Source organism: Cedecea sp. Ae19-4 (assembly GCF_059801165.1).
This window is the reverse complement of record NZ_JBCHWG010000001.1, coordinates 1,957,774-1,977,631: the sequence shown is the minus strand read 5'-3', so window position 1 is coordinate 1,977,631 and position 19,858 is coordinate 1,957,774. Positions and strand designations below refer to the sequence as shown.

20 protein-coding genes are annotated in these 19,858 nt (G+C 56.6%); 13 read left to right on the top strand and 7 right to left on the bottom strand.

Going from position 1 to position 19,858, the window contains the following annotated elements; all coding sequences use genetic code 11:
* Positions 1-11 precede the first annotated feature (11 nt).
* From flhB to bglB, 5 genes are all read left to right on the top strand, one after another.
* Positions 12-1,163, top strand: a complete 1,152-nt coding sequence (flhB, locus tag AAIE02_RS09355; RefSeq protein ID WP_008453902.1) for a flagellar biosynthesis protein FlhB — start codon at positions 12-14, stop codon at positions 1,161-1,163.
* Positions 1,156-3,234: a flagellar biosynthesis protein FlhA gene (flhA, locus tag AAIE02_RS09350; RefSeq protein WP_008453903.1), complete on the top strand. Its 2,079-nt coding sequence runs from the start codon at positions 1,156-1,158 to the stop codon at positions 3,232-3,234. Before flhB ends, flhA begins: the two co-directional genes overlap by 8 nt.
* A 3-nt stretch (positions 3,235-3,237) precedes the next feature.
* Complete coding sequence (gene flhE / locus AAIE02_RS09345) at positions 3,238-3,633, top strand: flagellar protein FlhE (protein ID WP_166991587.1); 396 nt, start codon at positions 3,238-3,240, stop codon at positions 3,631-3,633.
* 249 nt (positions 3,634-3,882) lie between these two features.
* On the top strand, positions 3,883-5,466 hold the full coding sequence (locus AAIE02_RS09340; RefSeq protein WP_166991591.1) for an MFS transporter: 1,584 nt from the start codon (positions 3,883-3,885) through the stop codon (positions 5,464-5,466).
* Positions 5,467-5,470: 4 nt separating this feature from the next.
* The gene (gene bglB / locus AAIE02_RS09335) at positions 5,471-6,610 is read left to right on the top strand and encodes a beta-galactosidase BglB (RefSeq protein ID WP_498532420.1); all 1,140 of its coding nucleotides are present in this window, start codon (positions 5,471-5,473) and stop codon (positions 6,608-6,610) included.
* A gap of 60 nt (positions 6,611-6,670) precedes the next feature.
* Here the strand turns inward: bglB and argS are convergent, their stop codons facing one another.
* Complete coding sequence (argS, locus tag AAIE02_RS09330; RefSeq protein ID WP_498532419.1) at positions 6,671-8,404, bottom strand: arginine--tRNA ligase; 1,734 nt, start codon at positions 8,402-8,404, stop codon at positions 6,671-6,673.
* Positions 8,405-8,648: 244 nt separating this feature from the next.
* On the opposite strand from argS, the gene AAIE02_RS09325 reads away from it, so the two are divergent.
* Complete coding sequence (locus AAIE02_RS09325; protein ID WP_498532418.1) at positions 8,649-9,215, top strand: VOC family protein; 567 nt, start codon at positions 8,649-8,651, stop codon at positions 9,213-9,215.
* Here the strand turns inward: AAIE02_RS09325 and AAIE02_RS09320 are convergent, their stop codons facing one another.
* Complete coding sequence (locus AAIE02_RS09320) at positions 9,216-10,355, bottom strand: MalY/PatB family protein (protein ID WP_498532417.1); 1,140 nt, start codon at positions 10,353-10,355, stop codon at positions 9,216-9,218.
* 91 nt (positions 10,356-10,446) lie between these two features.
* On the opposite strand from AAIE02_RS09320, the gene cutC reads away from it, so the two are divergent.
* Together cutC and AAIE02_RS09310 are read left to right on the top strand one after the other, a co-directional pair.
* A complete protein-coding gene (gene cutC / locus AAIE02_RS09315) occupies positions 10,447-11,196 on the top strand; it encodes a copper homeostasis protein CutC (protein ID WP_498532416.1) in 750 nt (249 codons plus the stop codon).
* 224 nt (positions 11,197-11,420) lie between these two features.
* The gene (locus AAIE02_RS09310) at positions 11,421-11,699 is read left to right on the top strand and encodes a YdgH/BhsA/McbA family protein (RefSeq protein WP_008453915.1); all 279 of its coding nucleotides are present in this window, start codon (positions 11,421-11,423) and stop codon (positions 11,697-11,699) included.
* 54 nt (positions 11,700-11,753) lie between these two features.
* Here the strand turns inward: AAIE02_RS09310 and cmoB are convergent, their stop codons facing one another.
* From cmoB to AAIE02_RS09285, 5 genes are all read right to left on the bottom strand, one after another.
* Positions 11,754-12,725 (bottom strand): tRNA 5-methoxyuridine(34)/uridine 5-oxyacetic acid(34) synthase CmoB, encoded by a 972-nt coding sequence (cmoB, locus tag AAIE02_RS09305; RefSeq protein WP_166873000.1) that lies wholly within the window; start codon positions 12,723-12,725, stop codon positions 11,754-11,756.
* A complete protein-coding gene (gene cmoA, locus AAIE02_RS09300; RefSeq protein ID WP_166991795.1) occupies positions 12,722-13,465 on the bottom strand; it encodes a carboxy-S-adenosyl-L-methionine synthase CmoA in 744 nt (247 codons plus the stop codon). Before cmoA ends, cmoB begins: the two co-directional genes overlap by 4 nt.
* Before the next feature lie 39 nt (positions 13,466-13,504).
* The gene (locus AAIE02_RS09295) at positions 13,505-13,900 is read right to left on the bottom strand and encodes an MAPEG family protein (protein ID WP_008453920.1); all 396 of its coding nucleotides are present in this window, start codon (positions 13,898-13,900) and stop codon (positions 13,505-13,507) included.
* A gap of 70 nt (positions 13,901-13,970) precedes the next feature.
* Positions 13,971-14,789, bottom strand: coding sequence for a DUF72 domain-containing protein (locus AAIE02_RS09290; RefSeq protein WP_166991798.1), 819 nt, complete (start codon positions 14,787-14,789; stop codon positions 13,971-13,973).
* Complete coding sequence (locus AAIE02_RS09285) at positions 14,786-15,352, bottom strand: hydrolase (protein ID WP_008453925.1); 567 nt, start codon at positions 15,350-15,352, stop codon at positions 14,786-14,788. Before AAIE02_RS09285 ends, AAIE02_RS09290 begins: the two co-directional genes overlap by 4 nt.
* A 268-nt stretch (positions 15,353-15,620) precedes the next feature.
* Here AAIE02_RS09285 and aspS point away from each other — a divergent pair, with 268 nt between their 5' ends.
* The 5 genes from aspS to ruvA all read left to right on the top strand — a co-directional run bounded on the left by aspS (position 15,621) and on the right by ruvA (position 19,856).
* Entirely contained in the window at positions 15,621-17,393 is a 1,773-nt protein-coding gene (aspS, locus tag AAIE02_RS09280) for an aspartate--tRNA ligase (protein ID WP_166991801.1), read from the top strand.
* On the top strand, positions 17,393-17,836 hold the full coding sequence (nudB, locus tag AAIE02_RS09275; protein WP_008453929.1) for a dihydroneopterin triphosphate diphosphatase: 444 nt from the start codon (positions 17,393-17,395) through the stop codon (positions 17,834-17,836). Before aspS ends, nudB begins: the two co-directional genes overlap by 1 nt.
* Positions 17,837-17,859: 23 nt before the next feature.
* Positions 17,860-18,600, top strand: coding sequence for a YebC/PmpR family DNA-binding transcriptional regulator (locus tag AAIE02_RS09270; protein ID WP_008453931.1), 741 nt, complete (start codon positions 17,860-17,862; stop codon positions 18,598-18,600).
* Positions 18,601-18,640: 40 nt separating this feature from the next.
* Positions 18,641-19,162 carry a crossover junction endodeoxyribonuclease RuvC gene (gene ruvC / locus AAIE02_RS09265; protein WP_008453933.1) on the top strand — a complete coding sequence of 174 codons (522 nt, stop codon included), beginning with the start codon at positions 18,641-18,643 and terminating at the stop codon, positions 19,160-19,162.
* Positions 19,163-19,244: 82 nt separating this feature from the next.
* On the top strand, positions 19,245-19,856 hold the full coding sequence (ruvA, locus tag AAIE02_RS09260; RefSeq protein WP_008453936.1) for a Holliday junction branch migration protein RuvA: 612 nt from the start codon (positions 19,245-19,247) through the stop codon (positions 19,854-19,856).
* Positions 19,857-19,858 lie beyond the last annotated feature (2 nt).

The window sequence follows — 19,858 nt, the reverse complement described above, 5'->3', positions numbered from 1 at the left end:
AGATTGTTGCGGTGTCTGAAGATAGCGATCAGGAAAAAACAGAAGCCCCCACGGCCCACCGACTTGAAAAGGCGCGTGAAGAGGGGCAGATCCCGCGTTCCCGTGAACTGACTTCCCTGCTGATGTTATTGGTAGGGCTGTGCATTATCTGGATGGGCGGGGCGTCGCTGGGCAAGATGCTCGGCGCCATGCTGTCTGATGGCCTGCACTTCGACCACAAAATCATCAACGACCCCAGCCTGATTGTGAATCAGATCAGCCATTTGATTAAGCTTGCCGTGATGGCGCTGCTGCCGCTGATCTCCGGCCTGGTTATTGTCGCGATAGCCGCGCCGATGCTGCTGGGGGGCGTGAACTTTAGCGCCAAGTCGATCAAGTTTAATCTCGGCAAGCTCAACCCGATTGCCGGCATTAAGCGCATGTTTTCTATGCAGACGGCAGCGGAGTTACTCAAGGCGCTGCTGAAAGCGGTGCTGGTGGGCTGCGTGGCTGCCTGGTATTTGTGGCACAACTGGCCGGCGATGATGCGCCTGATGAGTGAGTCCCCGGTTACTGCCCTTGCCAGCGCGCTCAACATGGTGGCGCTTTGCGCCCTGCTGGTGATTCTGGGCCTTATCCCGATGGTGGGATTTGACGTCTTCTTCCAGATTTACAGCCACATTAAAAAGTTACGCATGACTCGCCAGGATATTCGTGACGAGTACAAACAGAACGAGGGCGACCCGCACATTAAAGGGCGTATTCGCCAGCAGCAAAGAGCGATTGCGCGCCGCCGCATGATGGCCGATGTGCCAAAAGCTGACGTTATCGTGACCAACCCGACCCACTATGCGGTGGCTTTGCAGTACGACGAAAACAAAATGAGCGCCCCTAAAGTCCTGGCGAAAGGTGCCGGACTGATCGCTCAGCGCATTAAAGAAATTGGCAATGAAAACCGCATCCCGATGCTGGAAGCCCCCCCGCTGGCGCGTGCGCTGTACCGACATGCGGAAATTGGGCAGCAGATCCCCGGCCAGCTTTATTCTGCCGTGGCGGAAGTGCTGGCCTGGGTCTGGCAGCTGCGCCGCTGGCGCGTGGCGGGCGGCTTAATTCCGAAGAAACCTGAAAATCTGCCGGTGCCTGAGGCGCTGGACTTTGCAAACGAGAAGGACTCCGATGGCTAATCTGGCTGCGATGTTGCGCCTGCCGGGCAACATGAAATCTGGGCAATGGCAAATTCTTGCGGGACCGGTATTGATCCTGCTGATTCTGTCGATGATGGTGCTGCCGCTGCCGCCGTTTGTCCTCGACCTGCTGTTTACCTTTAACATCGCGCTGTCGATCATGGTGCTGCTGGTGGCGATGTTCACCCAGCGCACGCTGGACTTCGCGGCGTTTCCGACCATTCTGCTGTTTACCACTTTGCTGCGCCTCGCGCTAAACGTGGCTTCTACCCGTATCATCCTGCTGGAAGGGCATACCGGTGCGGCGGCAGCGGGTAAAGTGGTTGAAGCCTTCGGCCACTTCCTGGTGGGCGGCAACTTCGCCATCGGTATCGTGGTGTTTATCATCCTCGTTATCATCAACTTTATGGTTATCACCAAGGGTGCGGGACGTATCGCCGAAGTCGGGGCACGTTTTGTGCTGGACGGGATGCCGGGGAAACAGATGGCTATCGATGCCGATCTGAACGCCGGGATCATTGGTGAAGAGGAAGCGAAAAAACGCCGTTCTGAAGTGACCCAGGAAGCTGACTTTTACGGTTCAATGGACGGGGCGAGTAAGTTCGTGCGCGGCGACGCCGTGGCCGGGCTTATCATCATGGTGATTAACGTGGTGGGCGGCCTGATGGTCGGGGTTATCCAGCACGATATGGCGATGGGAGCGGCGGCACAGAGCTATACGCTGTTGACCATCGGTGACGGCCTGGTCGCCCAGATCCCGGCGCTGGTGATTTCCACCGCTGCGGGCGTGATTGTTACCCGCGTGGCGACCGATCAGGATGTCGGTGAACAGATGGTGACCCAGCTGTTCAACAACCCGCGCGTGATGCTGTTGGCCGCTGGCGTGCTGGGGCTGCTCGGGATGGTGCCGGGTATGCCGAACTTTGTGTTCCTGCTGTTTACCGCCGCACTGCTGGGCCTGGCCTGGTGGATGCGTGGCCGCCAGATGGCCGAGCCGGAAGCACCTCAGCCGGTGAAGATGCCGGAAAATAATCAGGCCGTGGAAGCGACCTGGAATGACGTGCAGCTGGAAGATCCGCTGGGCATGGAAGTGGGTTATCGTCTGATTCCGATGGTGGATTTCCAGCAGGACGGCGAGCTGCTGGGCCGTATTCGCAGTATTCGTAAAAAATTCGCCCAGGAGATGGGATTCCTGCCGCCGGTGGTGCATATTCGCGACAATATGGATCTGCCGCCCGCGCGCTACCGTATTTTGATGAAGGGCGTAGAAATTGGCAGCGGGGATGCCTACCCAGGCCGCTGGCTGGCGATTAACCCCGGCACCGCTGCAGGGACGTTACCGGGCGAGGCGACCATTGATCCGGCCTTTGGCCTGGCCGCCATCTGGATTGAGAGCGCGCTGAAAGAGCAGGCGCAAATTCAGGGCTTCACCGTGGTTGAAGCGAGTACCGTGGTTGCAACGCACCTGAACCACCTTATCGGACAGTTTGCGCCAGAGCTGTTTGGCCGCCAGGAAGCGCAGCAGCTGCTTGACCGCGTGACGCAGGAAATGCCTAAGCTGACGGAAGATCTTATCCCGGCGGTGGTGACGCTGACCACGCTGCATAAAGTGCTGCAAAACCTGCTTGAAGAGAAAGTGCCGATCCGCGATATGCGAACCATTCTGGAAACGCTGGCGGAGCATGCGCCTATTCAGAGCGATCCGCATGAGCTCACCGCCGTGGTTCGCGTGGCGCTGGGCAGGGCTATCACCCAGCAATGGTTCCCTGGCACCGGTGAAGTGCAGGTTATCGGCCTGGATGCGTCTCTTGAGCGTCTGCTGCTGCAGGCGCTGCAGGGCGGGGGCGGCCTTGAGCCGGGGCTGGCGGATCGCCTGCTGGAACAGACTCAGGATGCGTTGCAGCGCCAGGAAATGCTGGGTGCACCACCGGTGCTGTTGGTGAACCATGCCCTGCGTCCGCTGCTGGCGCGCTTCTTACGCAGAACGCTGCCGCAGCTGGTTGTGCTCTCGAGCCTGGAGCTGTCCGACAACCGCAATATCCGCATGACGGCAACTATCGGAGCGAAATAAAGAATGAAAGCATTACTTTTGATGCTGCTGGTGCCGTTTGGTGCCCTGGCGTTAGGTGAGGGCTCCTGGCAGGACAGCGGGATTGGCGTGACTCTCAGTAACCGGGGCGTAACGGCCTCGTCCCGGCCGTTGAAACCGATGCAGCCCGTCAGCGGCAGAATGACGCTGATAGCCTGGACCTACGTGCTGGATGGCCCGACGCCTGCGGGGCTGACTGTCAAACTTTGTTCGCCGACGAATTGCACCCCGCTTGAGGGTGCAAACGGCACCACGCGCGGGCTGACCAACACCGATGCAAATCAGCCGTTGCGCTTTGTCTGGGAAGTACCGGGCGGCGGTTCTATGTACCCGCCGCTGCGGGTGCGCAGTAATCAGGTCATCGTTAACTACGTGCAGTAAGTCTCTCTCTTACCGGCCAGCGGGATTCATCCGCTGGCCGACCTCTCGTTTTCCGCGTTAAACCCTTTTGTTTTATCAATCAGTGACTCATGCCCGGGGTCCCTTTGTATTTTTGCCATTTTCCGTTTGCCGGTGGCAGAAACGCAGAGGTATCACTGGCGCGATGCTTTTACCTTTAACCGTGTATTTACTCCCGGAGCGAGGAGCAGTCATCAGGGAGTCTCCGAAAAACCATAAGGGCTGACGGCGATGAGAACACGGAAGATTGGATTCACGAATTACCTGGCCTATGGCTCAGGCGACTTTTTAGGGGCAGGGACCACGGCGCTTACGGCGGCATGGTTGCTTTATTTTTACACCACGTTTTGCGGGCTCTCTCCCATTGAGGCCACCTTTATTTTTGCCGCGGCCAGGGTGCTGGATGCGCTGGTCAGCCCATTGATGGGCTTTCTTACCGATAACTTCGGTTCCACCCGGCTCGGCAAGCGATTCGGACGAAGGAAGTTCTTTATCCTGCTCGGCATTCCCTGCGTATTCAGCTATTCGTTGATGTGGGTAGGCAACATGGATTTCTGGTACTACCTGGTCACTTATCTGATCTTTGATGTCGTCTACACCATGATTCTGGTGCCGTATGAAACGCTGGTGCCGGAAATGACCGATGACTTTAAACAGAAAACCAAGTTTTCGGGCGCGCGGATTTCTATGGCGCAAATGTCGGCGATACTTGCCTCTTTCCTGCCGGGCATACTGTTGACCCAGTTTGGTAAAGACAGCGCCATCTCCTTCTTCTATGCAAGCCTGGTGTTTTCCGTACTGTGCGCGCTGATGCTGACGTTTGTCTGGTGTTTTACCTGGGAGCGCCCACGCGAGACGTGGACGGAAGCCGCGCTTCGGGCGGAAGCGGAGAAGCAGCAGCTAAGCCTCGGGCAAAGCCTCAACCGCCTGTTTGTTGAGCTGGGATCTACGCTGCGGATAAAGATTTTTCGCCAGCATCTGGGCATGTATCTTGGCGGCTATATTGCGCAGGATGTCTTTAATGCGGTCTTCACTTACTACGTCGTTTTCGTACTGATGCAGGAGGTCTCTTTTGCCTCGAATCTGCTCGGCACCATGGCGATTTTTCAGTTTATCGCGGTTATAGCGATGATCCCGCTGTGCATCCGCTTTGGGCCCGCACCGTCTTACCGCATGGTTGTGGTGCTGTTTGGCATCAGCTCTCTTGCCTACGCGCTGCTTTACTATGCGGGGCTTAGCGATGTGTATGCACTGCTGCTGTTGGTTTCAGCCGTCGCCGGACTGGGGCGAGGAGGCATCAACTATGTTCCCTGGAATACCTACACCTACATTGCCGATGTGGATGAGGTGATAACCGGCCAGCGCCGCGAGGGGATTTTTGCCGGGATCATGACCCTGACGCGTAAAGCTTCGCAGGCAGGTGCGGTGATGCTGGTGGGCATCGTGATGCAAATGTCTGGCTTTGTCAGCGGGCAAAAAACGCAGCCTGAGGAGGTTAGCCACACCATTCTGATCATCCTGAGCGTGGGCACGCTGCTGGTGCTGACCTGTGGGTTCCTTGTCTCCCTGCGTTTCAGGCTCAACCTACAAACCCACAGTACGCTGCGTGAAGAGACGGCCAAAATGCGTGAGTCTGGCAGCGCAATTCCACAGGCCAGCTCTCCGGAAGCTCGAGCGACGGTAGAAATGCTGGCGGGGATGCCGTTCGAAGCCCTTTGGGGCAATAACAACATTGGCTACCTCAACCGCAATAAGCCGCCTGCGTCAACGCTTCAGACCGATGCATCACCGAATTCAACATACCATGGAGGTTAATATCATGAAGGTTTGGCCCGTTAAGCACAGCCCGTTGTTACGTCAGCCTGAGCGTTTTATTGCCAGGGACGAACTGAAAGCGCTGATAGAGAAGGTGACCGATAATCTGGTCAATATTCAGGATGCAAGCGGTGAGTTTTTGCTGCGGCTGGATGATGGCAGGACGATCGATACCAAGGGCTGGGCCGGCTGGGAATGGACGCACGGGATCGGACTGGACGGGATCTGGCAGTATTACCGCCAGACGGGAGATACCTCGATGCGGGATATCATCGACGACTGGTTTACCGCGCGTTTTGCCGAAGGGGCGACCACCAAAAACGTCAACACAATGGCACCGTTTCTGACGCTGGCGTATCGCTATGAAGAAAGTCTGAATCCAGCGCATCTGCCCTGGCTTGAAAGCTGGGCCGAATGGGCAATGCATGAGATGCCGCGCACGGATTTTGGCGGGATGCAGCACATCACCCTGGCGGAGGAGAACCATCGGCAGATGTGGGATGACACGCTGATGATGACGGTGCTCCCGCTTGCGAAAATCGGCAAGCTGCTTGGGCGCAAAGCGTATGTGGAGGAGGCGACCTACCAGTTTTTACTGCACGTTCAGAACCTGATGGACAGGGAGAGCGGGCTGTGGTTTCACGGCTGGAGCTACGACGGCTGCCACAACTTCGCTCACGCACGTTGGGCACGGGGTAACAGCTGGTTGACTATTGTTATCCCGGACTTCCTTGAGCTGCTTGATTTGCCTGAAACCAGCGCGGTACGCCGTTATCTGCTGCAGGTGCTGAACCGGCAGATAGAGGCGCTGGCGAAATGCCAGCATGAAACGGGCCTCTGGCATACCTTACTTGATGACCCCGATTCTTACCTGGAAGCCTCGGCGACGGCCGGTTTTGCCTACGGCATTCTCAAGGCGGCGCGAAAGCGCTACATCAGCGCAGACTATGCGGCAGTCGGAGAAAAGGCGATGCGCGGTATTGCGGCTAATATCTCGCCGGAAGGGGAGCTGCTGCAAACGTCGTTTGGCACCGGCATGGGCAGTAATCTTGAGTTTTACCGCCAGATACCGCTGACTTCTATGCCGTACGGCCAGGCGATGGCCATTCTGTGTATGACGGAATATCTGCGCGGCTATTACTGAGTCGCTTAAAAAAAGAAAACCCGGCACGGTGGCCGGGTTTTTGTTTGTATAGCTGAAGAATTACATACGTTCTACGGTGTTGATACCCAGCGTATCCAGACCCAGCTTCAGCGTTTTCGCGGTGAGCAACGCCAGCTTCAGGCGGCTGTTGCGGGTCGCTTCATCGGCGGCGCTGAGAATCGGGCAGTGCTCGTAGAAGCCGGAGAACAGGCCGGCAACATCGTACAGATAGGCACACATCACATGCGGCGTACCGTCGCGGGCAACCACATTCAGCGTCTCTTCAAACTGCAGCAGGCGGGCGGCCAGCTGAGCTTCACGGTCTTCGGTAATAACAACCTTCGCTTTCAGCAGTTCGGCTTCGTCGAGGTCGGCCTTACGGAACACGGACAGGACGCGGGTGTAGGCATACTGCATGTACGGCGCGGTGTTCCCCTCGAAGGCGAGCATGTTGTCCCAGTCGAAGATGTAGTCGGTGGTACGGCTCTTGGACAGGTCGGCGTACTTCACCGCACCAATACCTACCGCTTTCGCCAGATTTTCCAGGTCGTCTGCAGGCATATCCGGGTTCTTCGCCGCAACCAGACCGCGGGCGCGTTCCATTGCCTCATCGAGCAGGTCGGTCAGCTTCACGGTGCCGCCGGAGCGGGTTTTGAACGGCTTGCCGTCTTTGCCCAGCATCATGCCGAACATCTGGTGCTCCAGGGTGACGGACTCCGGCACGTAGCCAGCTTTACGCACGATGGTCCATGCCTGCATCAGGTGCTGGTGCTGGCGAGAGTCGATGAAGTAGAGCACGCGGTCGGCGTGCAGGGTTTCGTAGCGGTATTTGGCACAGGCGATGTCGGTGGTGGTGTAGAGGTAACCGCCATCTTTCTTCTGGATGATCACGCCCATCGGGTCGCCGTCTTTGTTCTTGAACTCGTCCAGGAACACCACGGTCGCGCCTTCGCTCTCTACAGCCAGACCTTTCTCTTTCAGATCCGCCACAATGCCAGGCAGCATTGGGTTGTAGAGGCTTTCGCCCATCACGTCATCGCGGGTTAACGTCACGTTGAGGCGTTCGTAGGTTTTCTGGTTCTGCGTCATGGTGATGTCGACCAGCTTGCGCCACATCTCACGGCAGTATTCATCGCCGCCCTGCAGCTTTACCACGTAACCACGGGCGCGCTCGGCAAAAACTTCGTCTTCGTCATAGTGTTTTTTGGCCGCGCGGTAAAACTCTTCCAGGTCGGCCAGCGCCATTTCGCCCGCGTTTTCCTGCTGCTGTTTTTCCAGGAACGCGATGAGCATGCCGAACTGAGTGCCCCAGTCGCCAACGTGGTTGGCACGGATGACCTTGTGGCCAAGGAACTCCAGGGTGCGCACGGCCGCGTCACCGATGATGGTGGAGCGAATGTGGCCCACGTGCATTTCTTTGGCAACGTTTGGCGCAGAGTAGTCGACGACGATAGTTTGCGGTTCAGACACGCTCACGCCAACGCGATCGGACGCCACGGCCTCATCAATGTTTTTCGCCAGAAATGCCGGGTCGAGGAAAATGTTGATAAAGCCAGGGCCGGCAATCTCAACTTTGCTGGCGATCCCGGTCAGATCGAGGTTAGCGATGACCTTCTCTGCAACCTGTCGCGGCGGCATGCCCAGCGTTTTAGCAACGGACATCACGCCATTGGCCTGATAGTCGCCGAACTGGACTTTTGCTGACTGACGAACCTGCGGTTCGCAGTCCGCTGGCGCACCTGCAGCAATCAGCGCCTGGCTGACTTTTTCTGAGAGAAGAGACTGAATATTCACCGGGATACCTTACAATTTGTACTGGGCCGCCACGTCAAGGGCCGCCTAAAAATGAGGAAAGAAACAGGGCGTGAGTATAACGTTATTTACGCTCCGACGTCAGCAAAAGCCTCGCTAGCGGGCGGTGCAATTATTATTAACGGCGCAATGAATAACCATTCATCGGCATTTGGCCCTGGCGGGGAGTTGGCGGCCTGCCAGGAACAGGGTAGATTACGCGGTTTCTAAAAAAGAGGATGGCGGCATGGCACACTGGCAGACGGTAGATGAACTGCATGATATTTCGGCAGATCTGCCGAGATTTACAAAAGCGTTAACAGAACTTGCCACCCGACTTGGGCTGGAGATTGCGCCCCTGGATGCCGATCACATTTCTTTGCGCTGCCACCAGAACGTGACCGCCGAACGCTGGCGTACAGGACTGGAAAAATGCGGCACGTTGCTGAGTGAAAATATTATCAATGGCCGCCCGATCTGCTTATTCAAGCTCGACGAGTCGGTGTGCGTCGAACACTGGCGGTTTACGGTTGTAGAGTTGCCCTGGCCCGGGGAAAAACGTTACCCGCACGAAGGCTGGGAGCACATTGAGATTGTGCTGCCGGGCGAGCCAGAAACGCTTAACGCGCGGGCGCTGGACTTGTTGTCTGACGCCGGGCTGCGTGAAACGGGAATTTCGGTGAAAACCAGCGCCCCGAAAGGCGAACGCGAAAGATTGCCCAACCCAACGCTTGCGGTCACCGACGGTAAAGTGACCATCAAATTCCACCCCTGGAGCATTGAGCAGATCGTCGCCAGCGAACAGGGTGACTGATTAGCGCTGCTGCACCGCAGTTTGCAGGCGGCTAAGGGCTTCGGCAAGGACAGCGGCCGTACAGCCAAAGTTGATGCGGACAAACTGTTGCTCGCCAAAATCGATGCCGGGAGAAAAGCCCAGCCCGGCGTTGAAAAAGAATGCCGCCGGACTCTCTACGCCTAATCCGCTGGCATCAACCCAGCCGAGATAAGTGGCTTCCGGCGATATCATCGTTAAACCCGGCGTGGCATTCACGGCCTGCGTCAGCCGATCCCGGTTTGCGCGCAGATAAACCAGCAGCGCCTGCAGCCACGCCTCGCCGTCTCGCCATGCAGCCTCCGCCGCCGTCAGGGCAAGAATATCCACTTCCGGCACAATGCCTGCCCGCGCGGCTTTGAATTTGCGCCGCAGGTCAGGGTTGGGAATAACGGCCACCGAGGCGCCAAGCCCGGCAATATTAAAGGTTTTGGACGGGGATAGTAGCGTCACTGAACGCTGCGCTGCATCTTCACTTAAAGTCGCGAAGGGGATGTGCGTTACGCCGGGCTCAAGCAATAAGTCGCAGTGGATTTCGTCGGAACAGACAATTAACTCGTGTCGCTGCGCAAAGGCCAGATGCTGCTCTAGTTCGCGACGGCGGTAAACCGTGCCGCCAGGGTTCTGCGGGTTACACAGCATCAGTAGTTTTTCATTGCCGGTCATGCCGGCCGTTAATGCCTCAAGCTCAAGAGTCCAGCGCTTTTCTGTGAGCCTGAGCGGTGCGTTAATCTGCGTACGCCGGGCAAGTTCGGATGCTTTACGAAACGGCGGGTATATCGGCGTCGGGGCTATCGTCGATTCAGAGGCGGCGGTAAAGGCTCGAACGCAGAGATTCAGGCCGGAAACAACGCCAGGCAAAAAGACCAGCCATTCGGGTTTGATGCGCCACTGATAGCGGCTGGCGAGTCTTTCGGTCAGGACATCTATCAGTTCATGCGGGCGTTTGCCGTAGCCAAATACGCCGTGTCGGACGCGTGCCTGAAGTGCCTCAAGGATGCAGGGCGGGGAGCGAAAATCCATGTCAGCAACCCACATAGGCAGCACGTTTTCAGCAAATTTATTCCACTTCGAACTGTCGCTGTGACGCCTGTCGATCCATTCATCAAAATTGAATGCCATAGTACGCTACCTTTTTGTGGACCTCATTTAAGATTATCATTCAGTGACGGGGACACAACCGGCGCACTGCAGGTTTTATCAGGAGTAATCAATGGCTTTACTTGAAATATGCTGTTATGGAATAGATTGTGCTGTTACTGCAGAACAGGCCGGCGCGGACAGAATTGAACTCTGCTCGGCGCCTAAAGAAGGTGGGCTGACGCCGTCCGCTGGCGTGCTGCGCCAGGTTAGGCAGAAGGTATCGATCCCGGTGCACCCGATTATTCGCCCGCGCGGCGGTGATTTTTGCTACACCGACGGCGAATTTGCCACCATGCTTGAAGATATTGCGTTTGTGCGTGAACTCGGTTTCCCCGGGCTTGTTATCGGGATGCTTGATGTAGACGGCAATATTGATTTACCGCGAATGGAGAAGGTCATGCAGGCCGCTGAGGGCATGGCCGTGACGTTCCACCGGGCTTTTGATATGTGCCAGCATCCGCTGCAGGCGTTTGAGCAACTAGCGGCGTTAGGGGTAGCAAGGATCCTGACTTCAGGGCAGCAGCAAACGGCCGAAACGGGAATCTCACTTCTTCGGGAACTAAAACAGCATTCCCGTGCTCCAATTATTATGGCTGGCGCAGGCGTACGTCTGAGCAACCTCGATAAGTTTGTTGCCAACGGTATTGAGGAGCTTCACAGCTCGGCAGGGCACTCGGTGCCTTCTCCAATGCGCTATCGCAAAGCGGGCGTGTCGATGAGCGCCGATGCACAAGCCGATGAGTTTAATCGCTACTGCGTGGATGCAGACGTAGTAGCGGCCATGAAAAACGCGCTGGTGGACGCAAACCCGCCGCGCTGAAAGATTTCTACCGCGCATCATGTCGCCCAATATGATGCTTGCTCGTACCAGGCCCCGGCGGATTGCTGGGGCTTTTTTTATTTTGTAACCAGCGATGCGTCGCGTAACCTTTCCTTCACTTTTTGTACACATTGTTTAACTTCGTTTGCCAGCCACTTACGTTACAAAACACCCTGGGGTGAATAATCCTCTCCGACAACTATCTATGTTAGAGGGAATTAAAAATGAAAAAAATAACTGCAACTGTCATCCTGGCTCTGTCATCCGTCTTCGCATCTGCCGCTTTTGCCGCACCGCTGCCCGAAGTGCTTAACAGCAGCCCGGCAGGACAGGAGCAAATTGGCGTCGTGTCCATTCGTGGCGTATCCGGCAGCACCGATGATGCCATCAACCGACTGCAGGTAAAGGCCGAGAAAATCGGCGGCAGCAAAATTAACATTACTGGCCTGGGCACGCCGGGCGACTCCAGCCTGTGGAGTGGCACCGCACAGGTTTATCGCTAAGCGATGGCGAAGATAAAAAACCCGGCAATCAGCGCCGGGTTTTTTGTTTGTGGGTTATGGCTTGCGGGCCACCAGAACGGCACGAAGCGGGGCGGGGTAACCTTCAATGGTTTTGCCACTGTCATTTGGGTCGAGGAAATCGCCCAGCGATTCGGTGATCATCCACGACGTGCGGCGCTGTTCTTCCTGCGTGGTGACGCAGTGGTCGACAATTTTTACGTCGACAAAACCGCATTTCTCCAGCCAGTTTTTCAATGCCAGCGCGGACGGGATGTAGTAAACGTTGCGCATCTGAGCATAGCGCTCGCCCGGCACTAATACCGTATTTTCATCGCCTTCCACCACCAGCGTTTCCAGCACCAGTTCGCCTTCTTTGACCAGCTGATTCTTCAGCTGCCAGAGGTGATCCAGCGGCGAGCGGCGATGGTAAAGCACGCCCATCGAGAACACGGTATCAAAGGCGTTCAGTTCCGGAAGTTGCTCAATTCCAAGCGGCAGAACGTGGGCGCGCTGATCGTTCCCAAGCAGCTTACGCACCGCCTCAAACTGGCAAATAAACAGCTGCATCGGGTCAATGCCAACCGCCAGCTGCGCGCCTGCGCCAATCATGCGCCACAGGTGATAGCCGCTGCCGCAGCCCACGTCGAGAATGGTCCGCCCGGCAAGCGGCGAAATGTGCGGCAAGACGCGATCCCATTTAAGATCTGAGCGCCATTCGGTGTCGATATCTACGCCATACAGCGAGTAGGGCCCTTTGCGCCAGGGCATCAGGTTGCGGAGCAGCTTTTCAATGCCAAGCTGCTGGCCTTCGCTCAGCGGCATGGCGGACTCAGCGGTGACGCTGTGCAGGAGGTCCAGACGATGAGGCGTCATCTCCGGCAGATAGTTCACCGTGTTGTACCAGTGCTTGAACTGGCCGTGCAGGGATTCACGCTGCCAGCTGGCAATTTGCGCGGGCAGGGTTTCCAGCCACGGGGCCAGGTGGTTTTTTGCAATCAGCTGATAAAAATTACCGAAATCAATCACGCGACTTCTCCGGACTTGACGGCTACCAGAGAGCCAAAGTTAAAGCACTGGAACCACAGTTCGGCGTGCTCAAAGCCCGCCTGTTTGAGGCGTTTTTTGTGGGTTTCGACCGAGTCGGTCAGCATCACGTTTTCCAGCATGCTGCGCTTCTGGCTAATTTCCAGTTCGCTGTAGCCGTTGGCGCGCTTAAAGTCGTGGTGCATGTTAAACAGCAGCTCGCCAACTTCGGCATCTTCAAAGCTGAATTTCTCCGAAAGCACCAGTGCACCGCCCGGCCTCAGGCCCTGCCAGATTTTATTCAGCAACAGTTGACGGTCGTCGGGCTCGAGGAATTGTAGCGTGAAGTTCAGCACCACCATCGACGCATTTTCGATGGCGATATGGCGAATATCGCCTTCGATGACTTCGACGGGCGTTTGCGCTTTAAAGGCGTCAAGATGGCGGCGGCAGCGTTCGACCATGGCCGGGGAGTTGTCGACGGCAATGATTTTGCAGCCATCGTGATGAATGTTGCGTCGTACCGATAATGTTGCCGCGCCCAAAGAGCAGCCAAGGTCGTAAACCTGGCTGTGGGGCTGCACGAAGCGCTCCGCCAGCATGCCAATCATGGAGATGATATTGGAGTAACCTGGCACCGAGCGCTGGATCATATCGGGGAAGACTTCGGCTACCCGTTCATCAAAGGTCCAGTCGCCCAGTTTGGCTATCGGGGCGGAAAACAGCGTATCGCGGTCAGACATAACGTTAAATCCGGAAATTCGAAAGGGGCGTATTTTGCGTTAATGGAGCGAGAAAACCAACTCCCACGGCATATACCATAAGTTGGCCAGCACCATTAGCATCAGCGCGCACCAGGTGGCACTCATGCCGGAACGGCGCCAGCGGATCAGGCGATGATGGTATCCGTAGTAGTGCAGCAGGCGTCCGGCCAGCAGCATAATACCGCAAATATGCACCATCCAGGTTTCGGCGCCGTCCATCTCCATCAGCAGTAAAAGCAGCAGGGAAATGGGAATATATTCCACCGCATTACCGTGAATACGGATGGCGCTTTGGAGTTCACTAAAGCCGCCGTCGCCGTAGGAAACCCGGTACTGCATTCGCAGGCGAACAACGTCGAACGAAAACTTAATTAACAGCAGAGCAGCCAGCACCGCATACAGCGCGCTTACCATATTAACTCCATGTCGTAACAGTTACGGCTCACGCTATGATAGCTCGCAAGCGGAGTGCTGTCGCTAGCGCTCAGAAAAGTGTGGCCTGTTGCGGGATGGCGGGTGGAGCCCCTAATTCAGGAAAAACGTGCTGCAGCGCGGGCCACAGGGTATGAACCAGCTCCGGCGCCTGGGCAATGTCCGGGGTGTGGAGAAAAAGGTATGGCGTTGTTTTTGCCGTCCATTCAGGCAACTTTTTTAACCAGACATCAAACAGCTCGGCATTTTGCGTCATGTTGTCGCTGCCGATAAATCGCACCAGAGGATGGCTGGCCGTGACAATGGCATGCACCGGAACTTTGGGCTTTTTACGTTGGGCTTCCCGCACCGCCTCGTTGTGCGGCACGGCGCTGTGAATCGGGCGGCTGTCGAGAATGGCTCGATTCACTTTCCTGTCATGCAGGCCGCGATTCAATGCCTGTTCATCCGCACCTTTGTCGAAAAAGGCCGGGTGCCGGACTTCAACGCCATAGGTGAACTCCGCGGGCAATGCATCCAGAAAATGCCACAGCGCCGGGAGGTCGCCAGGCCCGAAAGTGGCCGGCAATTGAAGCCAGTATTGGCCTATTCTGCCCGCTAGCGGCGACATGCGGTCGAAAAACTCGGCGGTGAGGTCGCCGCAGTTGCGAAGGGCGGCGGTATGGGAAATGGTGGCGGGAAATTTAAAACAGAAGCGAAAACTGTCGCCCGTCATTTCCCGCCAGCGCTGTACGATTTCCGCTTTGGGCAGAGCGTACAGCGTGGTGTTGCCTTCCACACAGTTGAAGTGGCGGGCATAATCCTCCAGCGAAGTGATGCCCAGCCGGTTCCATTTCGGGTGCTGCCACTGGGGAAGGCCGATATAAATCATAGCGAAGCAATTATCTCGTCGGTGCTGCGAATGCGGGAGATACGCGGGAAGATGAACTTCAGGCTGTGATTATGCTGCTCGGCGCTGGCGGCGCTGCAGGCATCCTCAGCCAGAACCAACGAGAACCCCATTTCCCAGGCGTTACGTGCGGTGGACTCGACGCCAATATTGGTCGAAATACCGCAAAGGACGAGGGTGTCGATGCCGCGGCGGCGCAGCTGTAGCTCGAGGTCTGTGCCGTAAAACGCTCCCCACTGGCGTTTGGTGACTTCAATGTCACTGTCTTTTTTACCGAGCGCGGCCGGGTAGCTCCACCAGTTTTCAGGCAGGGCATGGCCCGGAGGTGCGGCATCAACAGGTTGTTTCAGGGCTTCTGCGTAATCGGCTGACCAGCCCACGCGCACCATCACCACCGGCGAACCGCTGGCGCGGAATTTCTCTGCCAGACGCGCGGCACGAGCCACGACGTCGCTGGCGCTGTGGGGGCCACCGGCAAACGGTAAAATGCCGTCCTGCAGGTCAATCACCACCAGGGCAGTACGAGATGCGTTGAGTTGTGTCATTGTGACTCCGGTTAACATTGGGGTTAAGGGTCAATACCTTACGCTGGAAGCCAGGTTGCTGAGTTTACAAATTTTGTTAATTTTTGTGAGAATCTGCAATACCGGCGCTGCGATTCGCGCCAGTCGGCGGTTTCGGGGTTATCGCCAGCCATTATTTCCAGTATAATAGCCCCCTTTTTTCATCCAGTTGTGACAGTCGAAATAGCTGCCACCAAAGCGCCTGCCGTCGCAGGTGGCGGGTCGCGTGCAGCTGATTAAGGGATATCTCATGCGTACAGTATATTGCGGGCAGCTCAATCAATCCCATGTGGGACAGCAAGTAACGCTTAGTGGGTGGGTCAATCGTCGCCGTGACCTCGGTAGCCTTATCTTTATTGATATGCGCGATCGTGAAGGCATCGTGCAGGTGTTTTTCGACCCGGACCGTCAGGAAGCGTTCCAGCTCGCCTCTGAACTGCGTAATGAGTTCTGTATTCAGGTTGTTGGCACCGTGCGTGCTCGCGACGAGCGCAACGTTAATAAAGATATGGCGACCGGCGAAGTGGAAGTGTTTGCCACCGAACTGACCATCATTAACCGCTCTGACGTACTGCCGCTGGACTCCAACCACGTTAATACCGAAGAAGCGCGCCTGAAGTACCGTTACCTGGATCTCCGTCGTCCAGAAATGGCTCAGCGCCTGAAAACTCGCGCAAAAATTACCAGCTTCGTGCGCCGCTTTATGGACGACCACGGTTTCCTCGATATTGAAACCCCAATGCTGACCAAAGCTACGCCAGAAGGTGCACGTGACTATCTGGTGCCTTCCCGCGTCCATAAAGGTAAATTCTACGCGCTGCCGCAGTCTCCTCAGCTGTTCAAACAGCTGCTGATGATGTCCGGCTTTGACCGCTACTATCAGATCGTGAAATGTTTCCGCGACGAAGACCTGCGCGCCGACCGTCAGCCAGAATTTACCCAGATCGACGTTGAAACGTCCTTCATGACCGCGCCACAGGTGCGTGAAGTGATGGAAGACCTGGTGCGCAAACTGTGGATCAACACCATTAACGTTGACCTGGGCGACTTCCCGGTGATGACTTTCGCCGAAGCTGAGCGCCGCTACGGCTCCGACAAGCCGGACCTGCGTAATCCGCTGGAGCTGGTGGATGTGGCTGACCTGGTCAAAGACATAGAGTTTAAGGTCTTCTCCGGCCCGGCAAACGACGCCAAAGGCCGCGTTGCCGCACTGCGTGTGCCGGGTGGCGCACAGATCAGCCGTAAACAGATTGACGACTACGGCAAGTTCATCGAAATTTACGGCGCTCGCGGCCTGGCGTACATCAAGGTTAACGAACGTGCGAAAGGCATCGAAGGGATCACCAGCCCGGTCGCCAAGTTCCTGAACGCGGATATCGTGGAAGCTATCCTGGCTCGTACCGGCGCAGCCGACGGCGACATGATCTTCTTCGGCGCGGACAGCAAGAAAGTGGTTGCTGACGCGCTGGGCGCACTGCGTCTGAAAATCGGTAAAGATTTGCAGTTAACCGATGAGAAAAAATGGGCGCCGCTGTGGGTGGTTGACTTCCCAATGTTTGAAGATAACGGCGAAGGCGGCCTGACCGCGATGCACCACCCGTTCACCGCGCCAAAAGACATGACGCCGGAAGAACTGGCGGCTCAGCCGGAAACCGCGATTGCCAACGCCTACGACATGGTTATCAACGGCTACGAAGTGGGCGGTGGCTCCGTGCGTATTCACAACGGCCAGATGCAGCAGACCGTGTTCGGCATTCTGGGCATTAACGAGCAGGAACAGCGCGAGAAATTCGGCTTCCTGCTGGACGCGCTGAAGTACGGTACGCCGCCTCATGCGGGCCTGGCGTTTGGTCTGGATCGCCTGACGATGCTGCTGACCGGCACCGACAACATCCGTGACGTTATCGCCTTCCCGAAAACCACGGCTGCCGCCTGTCTGATGACCGAAGCGCCAAGCTTCGCTAACCCGGCTTCGCTTGCCGAGCTGGGGATTGAAGTCATCAAAAAGGCAGAGAAAAACTGATGCCTTATAAGCGTCCCGTTTCGGTTCTGGTGGTCATTTACGCAGAAGATACGAAGCGGGTGCTGATGTTACAGCGGCGCGACGATCCTGATTTTTGGCAGTCGGTCACCGGCAGCCTTGAAGAAGGGGAAAGCGCGCTGCATGCCGCCCGGCGTGAAGTAAAGGAAGAGGTCGCTATCGACGTGCTCAATGAGCCGCTGCCGTTAGTTGACTGCCAGCGCCGGGTGGAGTTTGAGATATTTACTCATTTGCGTCATCGCTATGCGCCGGGGATCACGCGCAATACGGAATCGTGGTTCTGTCTTGCGCTGCCTCATGAACGCCAGATTACGATTACCGAACATCTGGCCTGGAAATGGGTGCCCGCCGAAGAGGCGGCCCTGATGACCAAGTCATGGAGCAACCGGCAGGCGATTGAAGAGTTTGTAATTGATGCCGCCTGATACAGGCGCTTTTGGAGATTGTTATGGCAGGTCATAGTAAGTGGGCCAACACGAAACACCGCAAAGCGGCACAGGATGCCAAGCGCGGTAAGATTTTCACCAAAATTATTCGCGAGCTGGTAACGGCTGCCCGTCTGGGCGGCGGTGATGCAGGGTCTAACCCGCGTCTGCGCGCAGCTATCGATAAAGCGCTGTCGAACAACATGACGCGCGACACCCTGAACCGTGCGATTGCACGCGGCGTGGGCGGCGATGATGATGCGAACATGGAAACCATCATTTATGAAGGTTACGGCCCTGGCGGCTCTGCCGTGATGGTGGAATGCCTGAGCGACAACCGTAACCGTACCGTTGCCGAAGTGCGTCATGCGTTCAACAAATGCGGCGGGAATCTGGGCACCGACGGCTCCGTTGCTTATTTGTTCACCAAGAAAGGGGTTATCTCCTTCGAAGCAGGTGACGAAGATCAGATTATGGAAGCTGCGCTGGAAGCGGGTGCTGAAGACGTCGTAACCTTCGACGACGGCGCTATCGACGTTTACACCGCATGGGAAGAGATGGGCGCGGTGAAAGATGCGTTGGAAGCAGCGGGCCTGAAGGCGGACAACGCAGAAGTTTCCATGATCCCTTCCACCAAAGCAGACATGGATGCGGACACCGCGCCTAAGCTGATGCGTCTGATCGACATGCTGGAAGATTGTGATGACGTGCAGGAGGTTTACCACAACGGTGAGATCTCCGACGAGGTGGCGGCTACCCTTTAATGGCGCAGCCAATTTCTGACCTGTACTCAGGAGACGCGTGATGGCGATTATTCTCGGCATCGACCCGGGATCGCGCGTCACCGGTTACGGCGTTATCCGCCAGACCGGGCGGCAGTTGACCTATCTGGGCAGCGGCTGTATCCGAACGCAGGTTGCCGACTTGCCCTCGCGTCTGAAGCTTATCTACGCGGGGGTGAGCGAAATCATTACTCAGTTCCAGCCCGAGTATTTTGCCATCGAGCAGGTGTTTATGGCGAAAAATGCGGATTCCGCGCTTAAGCTGGGGCAGGCGCGCGGCGCGGCCATTGTCGCAGCGGTGAATGCTGATCTACCGGTGTTTGAGTACGCGGCACGTCAGGTAAAGCAAACCGTGGTGGGCATAGGCAGCGCGGAGAAAAGCCAGGTGCAGCACATGGTGCGCACGCTGCTTAAGCTCCCGGCCAACCCGCAGGCGGATGCGGCGGATGCGTTGGCTATCGCCATTACGCATTGCCATGTGACGCAAAACTCGGTCCAGATGAGCGAATCGCGGCTTAATTTGGCGCGAGGGCGATTAAAATAATTAAGGCTGGATATCTATCCAGCCTTTTTTATATCATAGCGTTACTTTTTCGCGCATCAACGTAAATACGCAGGAGCACATTGTGATAGGTCGACTCAGAGGCATCGTTCTGGAAAAGCAGCCCCCATTGGTATTGCTGGAAACCAACGGCGTGGGTTACGAAGTGTATATGCCGATGACCTGCTTCTATGAGCTGCCGGACATTGGCAAAGAGGCGGTGGTGTTCACTCAGTTCGTGGTGCGTGAAGACGCTCAGCTGCTTTACGGGTTTAACAATAAGCAGGAACGGACGCTGTTCCGCGAGCTGATTAAAGTGAACGGCGTGGGGCCAAAACTGGCGCTGGCTATTCTCTCCGGGATGTCGGCTCAGCAGTTCGTGAATGCCGTCGAACGCGAAGAAATTGGCTCCCTTATCAAGCTGCCGGGCGTGGGTAAGAAAACCGCCGAGCGCCTGATTGTGGAGATGAAAGATCGCTTCAAAGGCATGCATGGCGACCTGTTTACCCCTGCAGCCGATCTGGTGCTAACCTCGCCGGATAACGGCCAGGCAGACGATGCCGAGCAGGAAGCCGTTGCTGCCCTCGTTTCTCTGGGCTATAAACCACAGGAAGCCAGCCGCATGGTCAGCAAAGTGGGCCGTGCCGGTGCCGACAGCGAAACTCTGATCCGCGAAGCGCTCCGCGCGGCGCTATGAGG

Coding starts and splice junctions, on each gene's coding strand:
- flhA (WP_008453903.1), top strand. CDS start 1,156: ATGGCTAATCTGGCTGCGATGTTGCGCCTGCCGGGCAACATGAAATCT.
- flhE (WP_166991587.1), top strand. CDS start 3,238: ATGAAAGCATTACTTTTGATGCTGCTGGTGCCGTTTGGTGCCCTGGCG.
- AAIE02_RS09340 (WP_166991591.1), top strand. CDS start 3,883: ATGAGAACACGGAAGATTGGATTCACGAATTACCTGGCCTATGGCTCA.
- bglB (WP_498532420.1), top strand. CDS start 5,471: ATGAAGGTTTGGCCCGTTAAGCACAGCCCGTTGTTACGTCAGCCTGAG.
- AAIE02_RS09325 (WP_498532418.1), top strand. CDS start 8,649: ATGGCACACTGGCAGACGGTAGATGAACTGCATGATATTTCGGCAGAT.
- AAIE02_RS09320 (WP_498532417.1), bottom strand. CDS start 10,355: ATGGCATTCAATTTTGATGAATGGATCGACAGGCGTCACAGCGACAGT.
- cutC (WP_498532416.1), top strand. CDS start 10,447: ATGGCTTTACTTGAAATATGCTGTTATGGAATAGATTGTGCTGTTACT.
- AAIE02_RS09310 (WP_008453915.1), top strand. CDS start 11,421: ATGAAAAAAATAACTGCAACTGTCATCCTGGCTCTGTCATCCGTCTTC.
- cmoA (WP_166991795.1), bottom strand. CDS start 13,465: ATGTCTGACCGCGATACGCTGTTTTCCGCCCCGATAGCCAAACTGGGC.
- AAIE02_RS09295 (WP_008453920.1), bottom strand. CDS start 13,900: ATGGTAAGCGCGCTGTATGCGGTGCTGGCTGCTCTGCTGTTAATTAAG.
- AAIE02_RS09290 (WP_166991798.1), bottom strand. CDS start 14,789: ATGATTTATATCGGCCTTCCCCAGTGGCAGCACCCGAAATGGAACCGG.
- AAIE02_RS09285 (WP_008453925.1), bottom strand. CDS start 15,352: ATGACACAACTCAACGCATCTCGTACTGCCCTGGTGGTGATTGACCTG.
- aspS (WP_166991801.1), top strand. CDS start 15,621: ATGCGTACAGTATATTGCGGGCAGCTCAATCAATCCCATGTGGGACAG.
- nudB (WP_008453929.1), top strand. CDS start 17,393: ATGCCTTATAAGCGTCCCGTTTCGGTTCTGGTGGTCATTTACGCAGAA.
- AAIE02_RS09270 (WP_008453931.1), top strand. CDS start 17,860: ATGGCAGGTCATAGTAAGTGGGCCAACACGAAACACCGCAAAGCGGCA.
- ruvC (WP_008453933.1), top strand. CDS start 18,641: ATGGCGATTATTCTCGGCATCGACCCGGGATCGCGCGTCACCGGTTAC.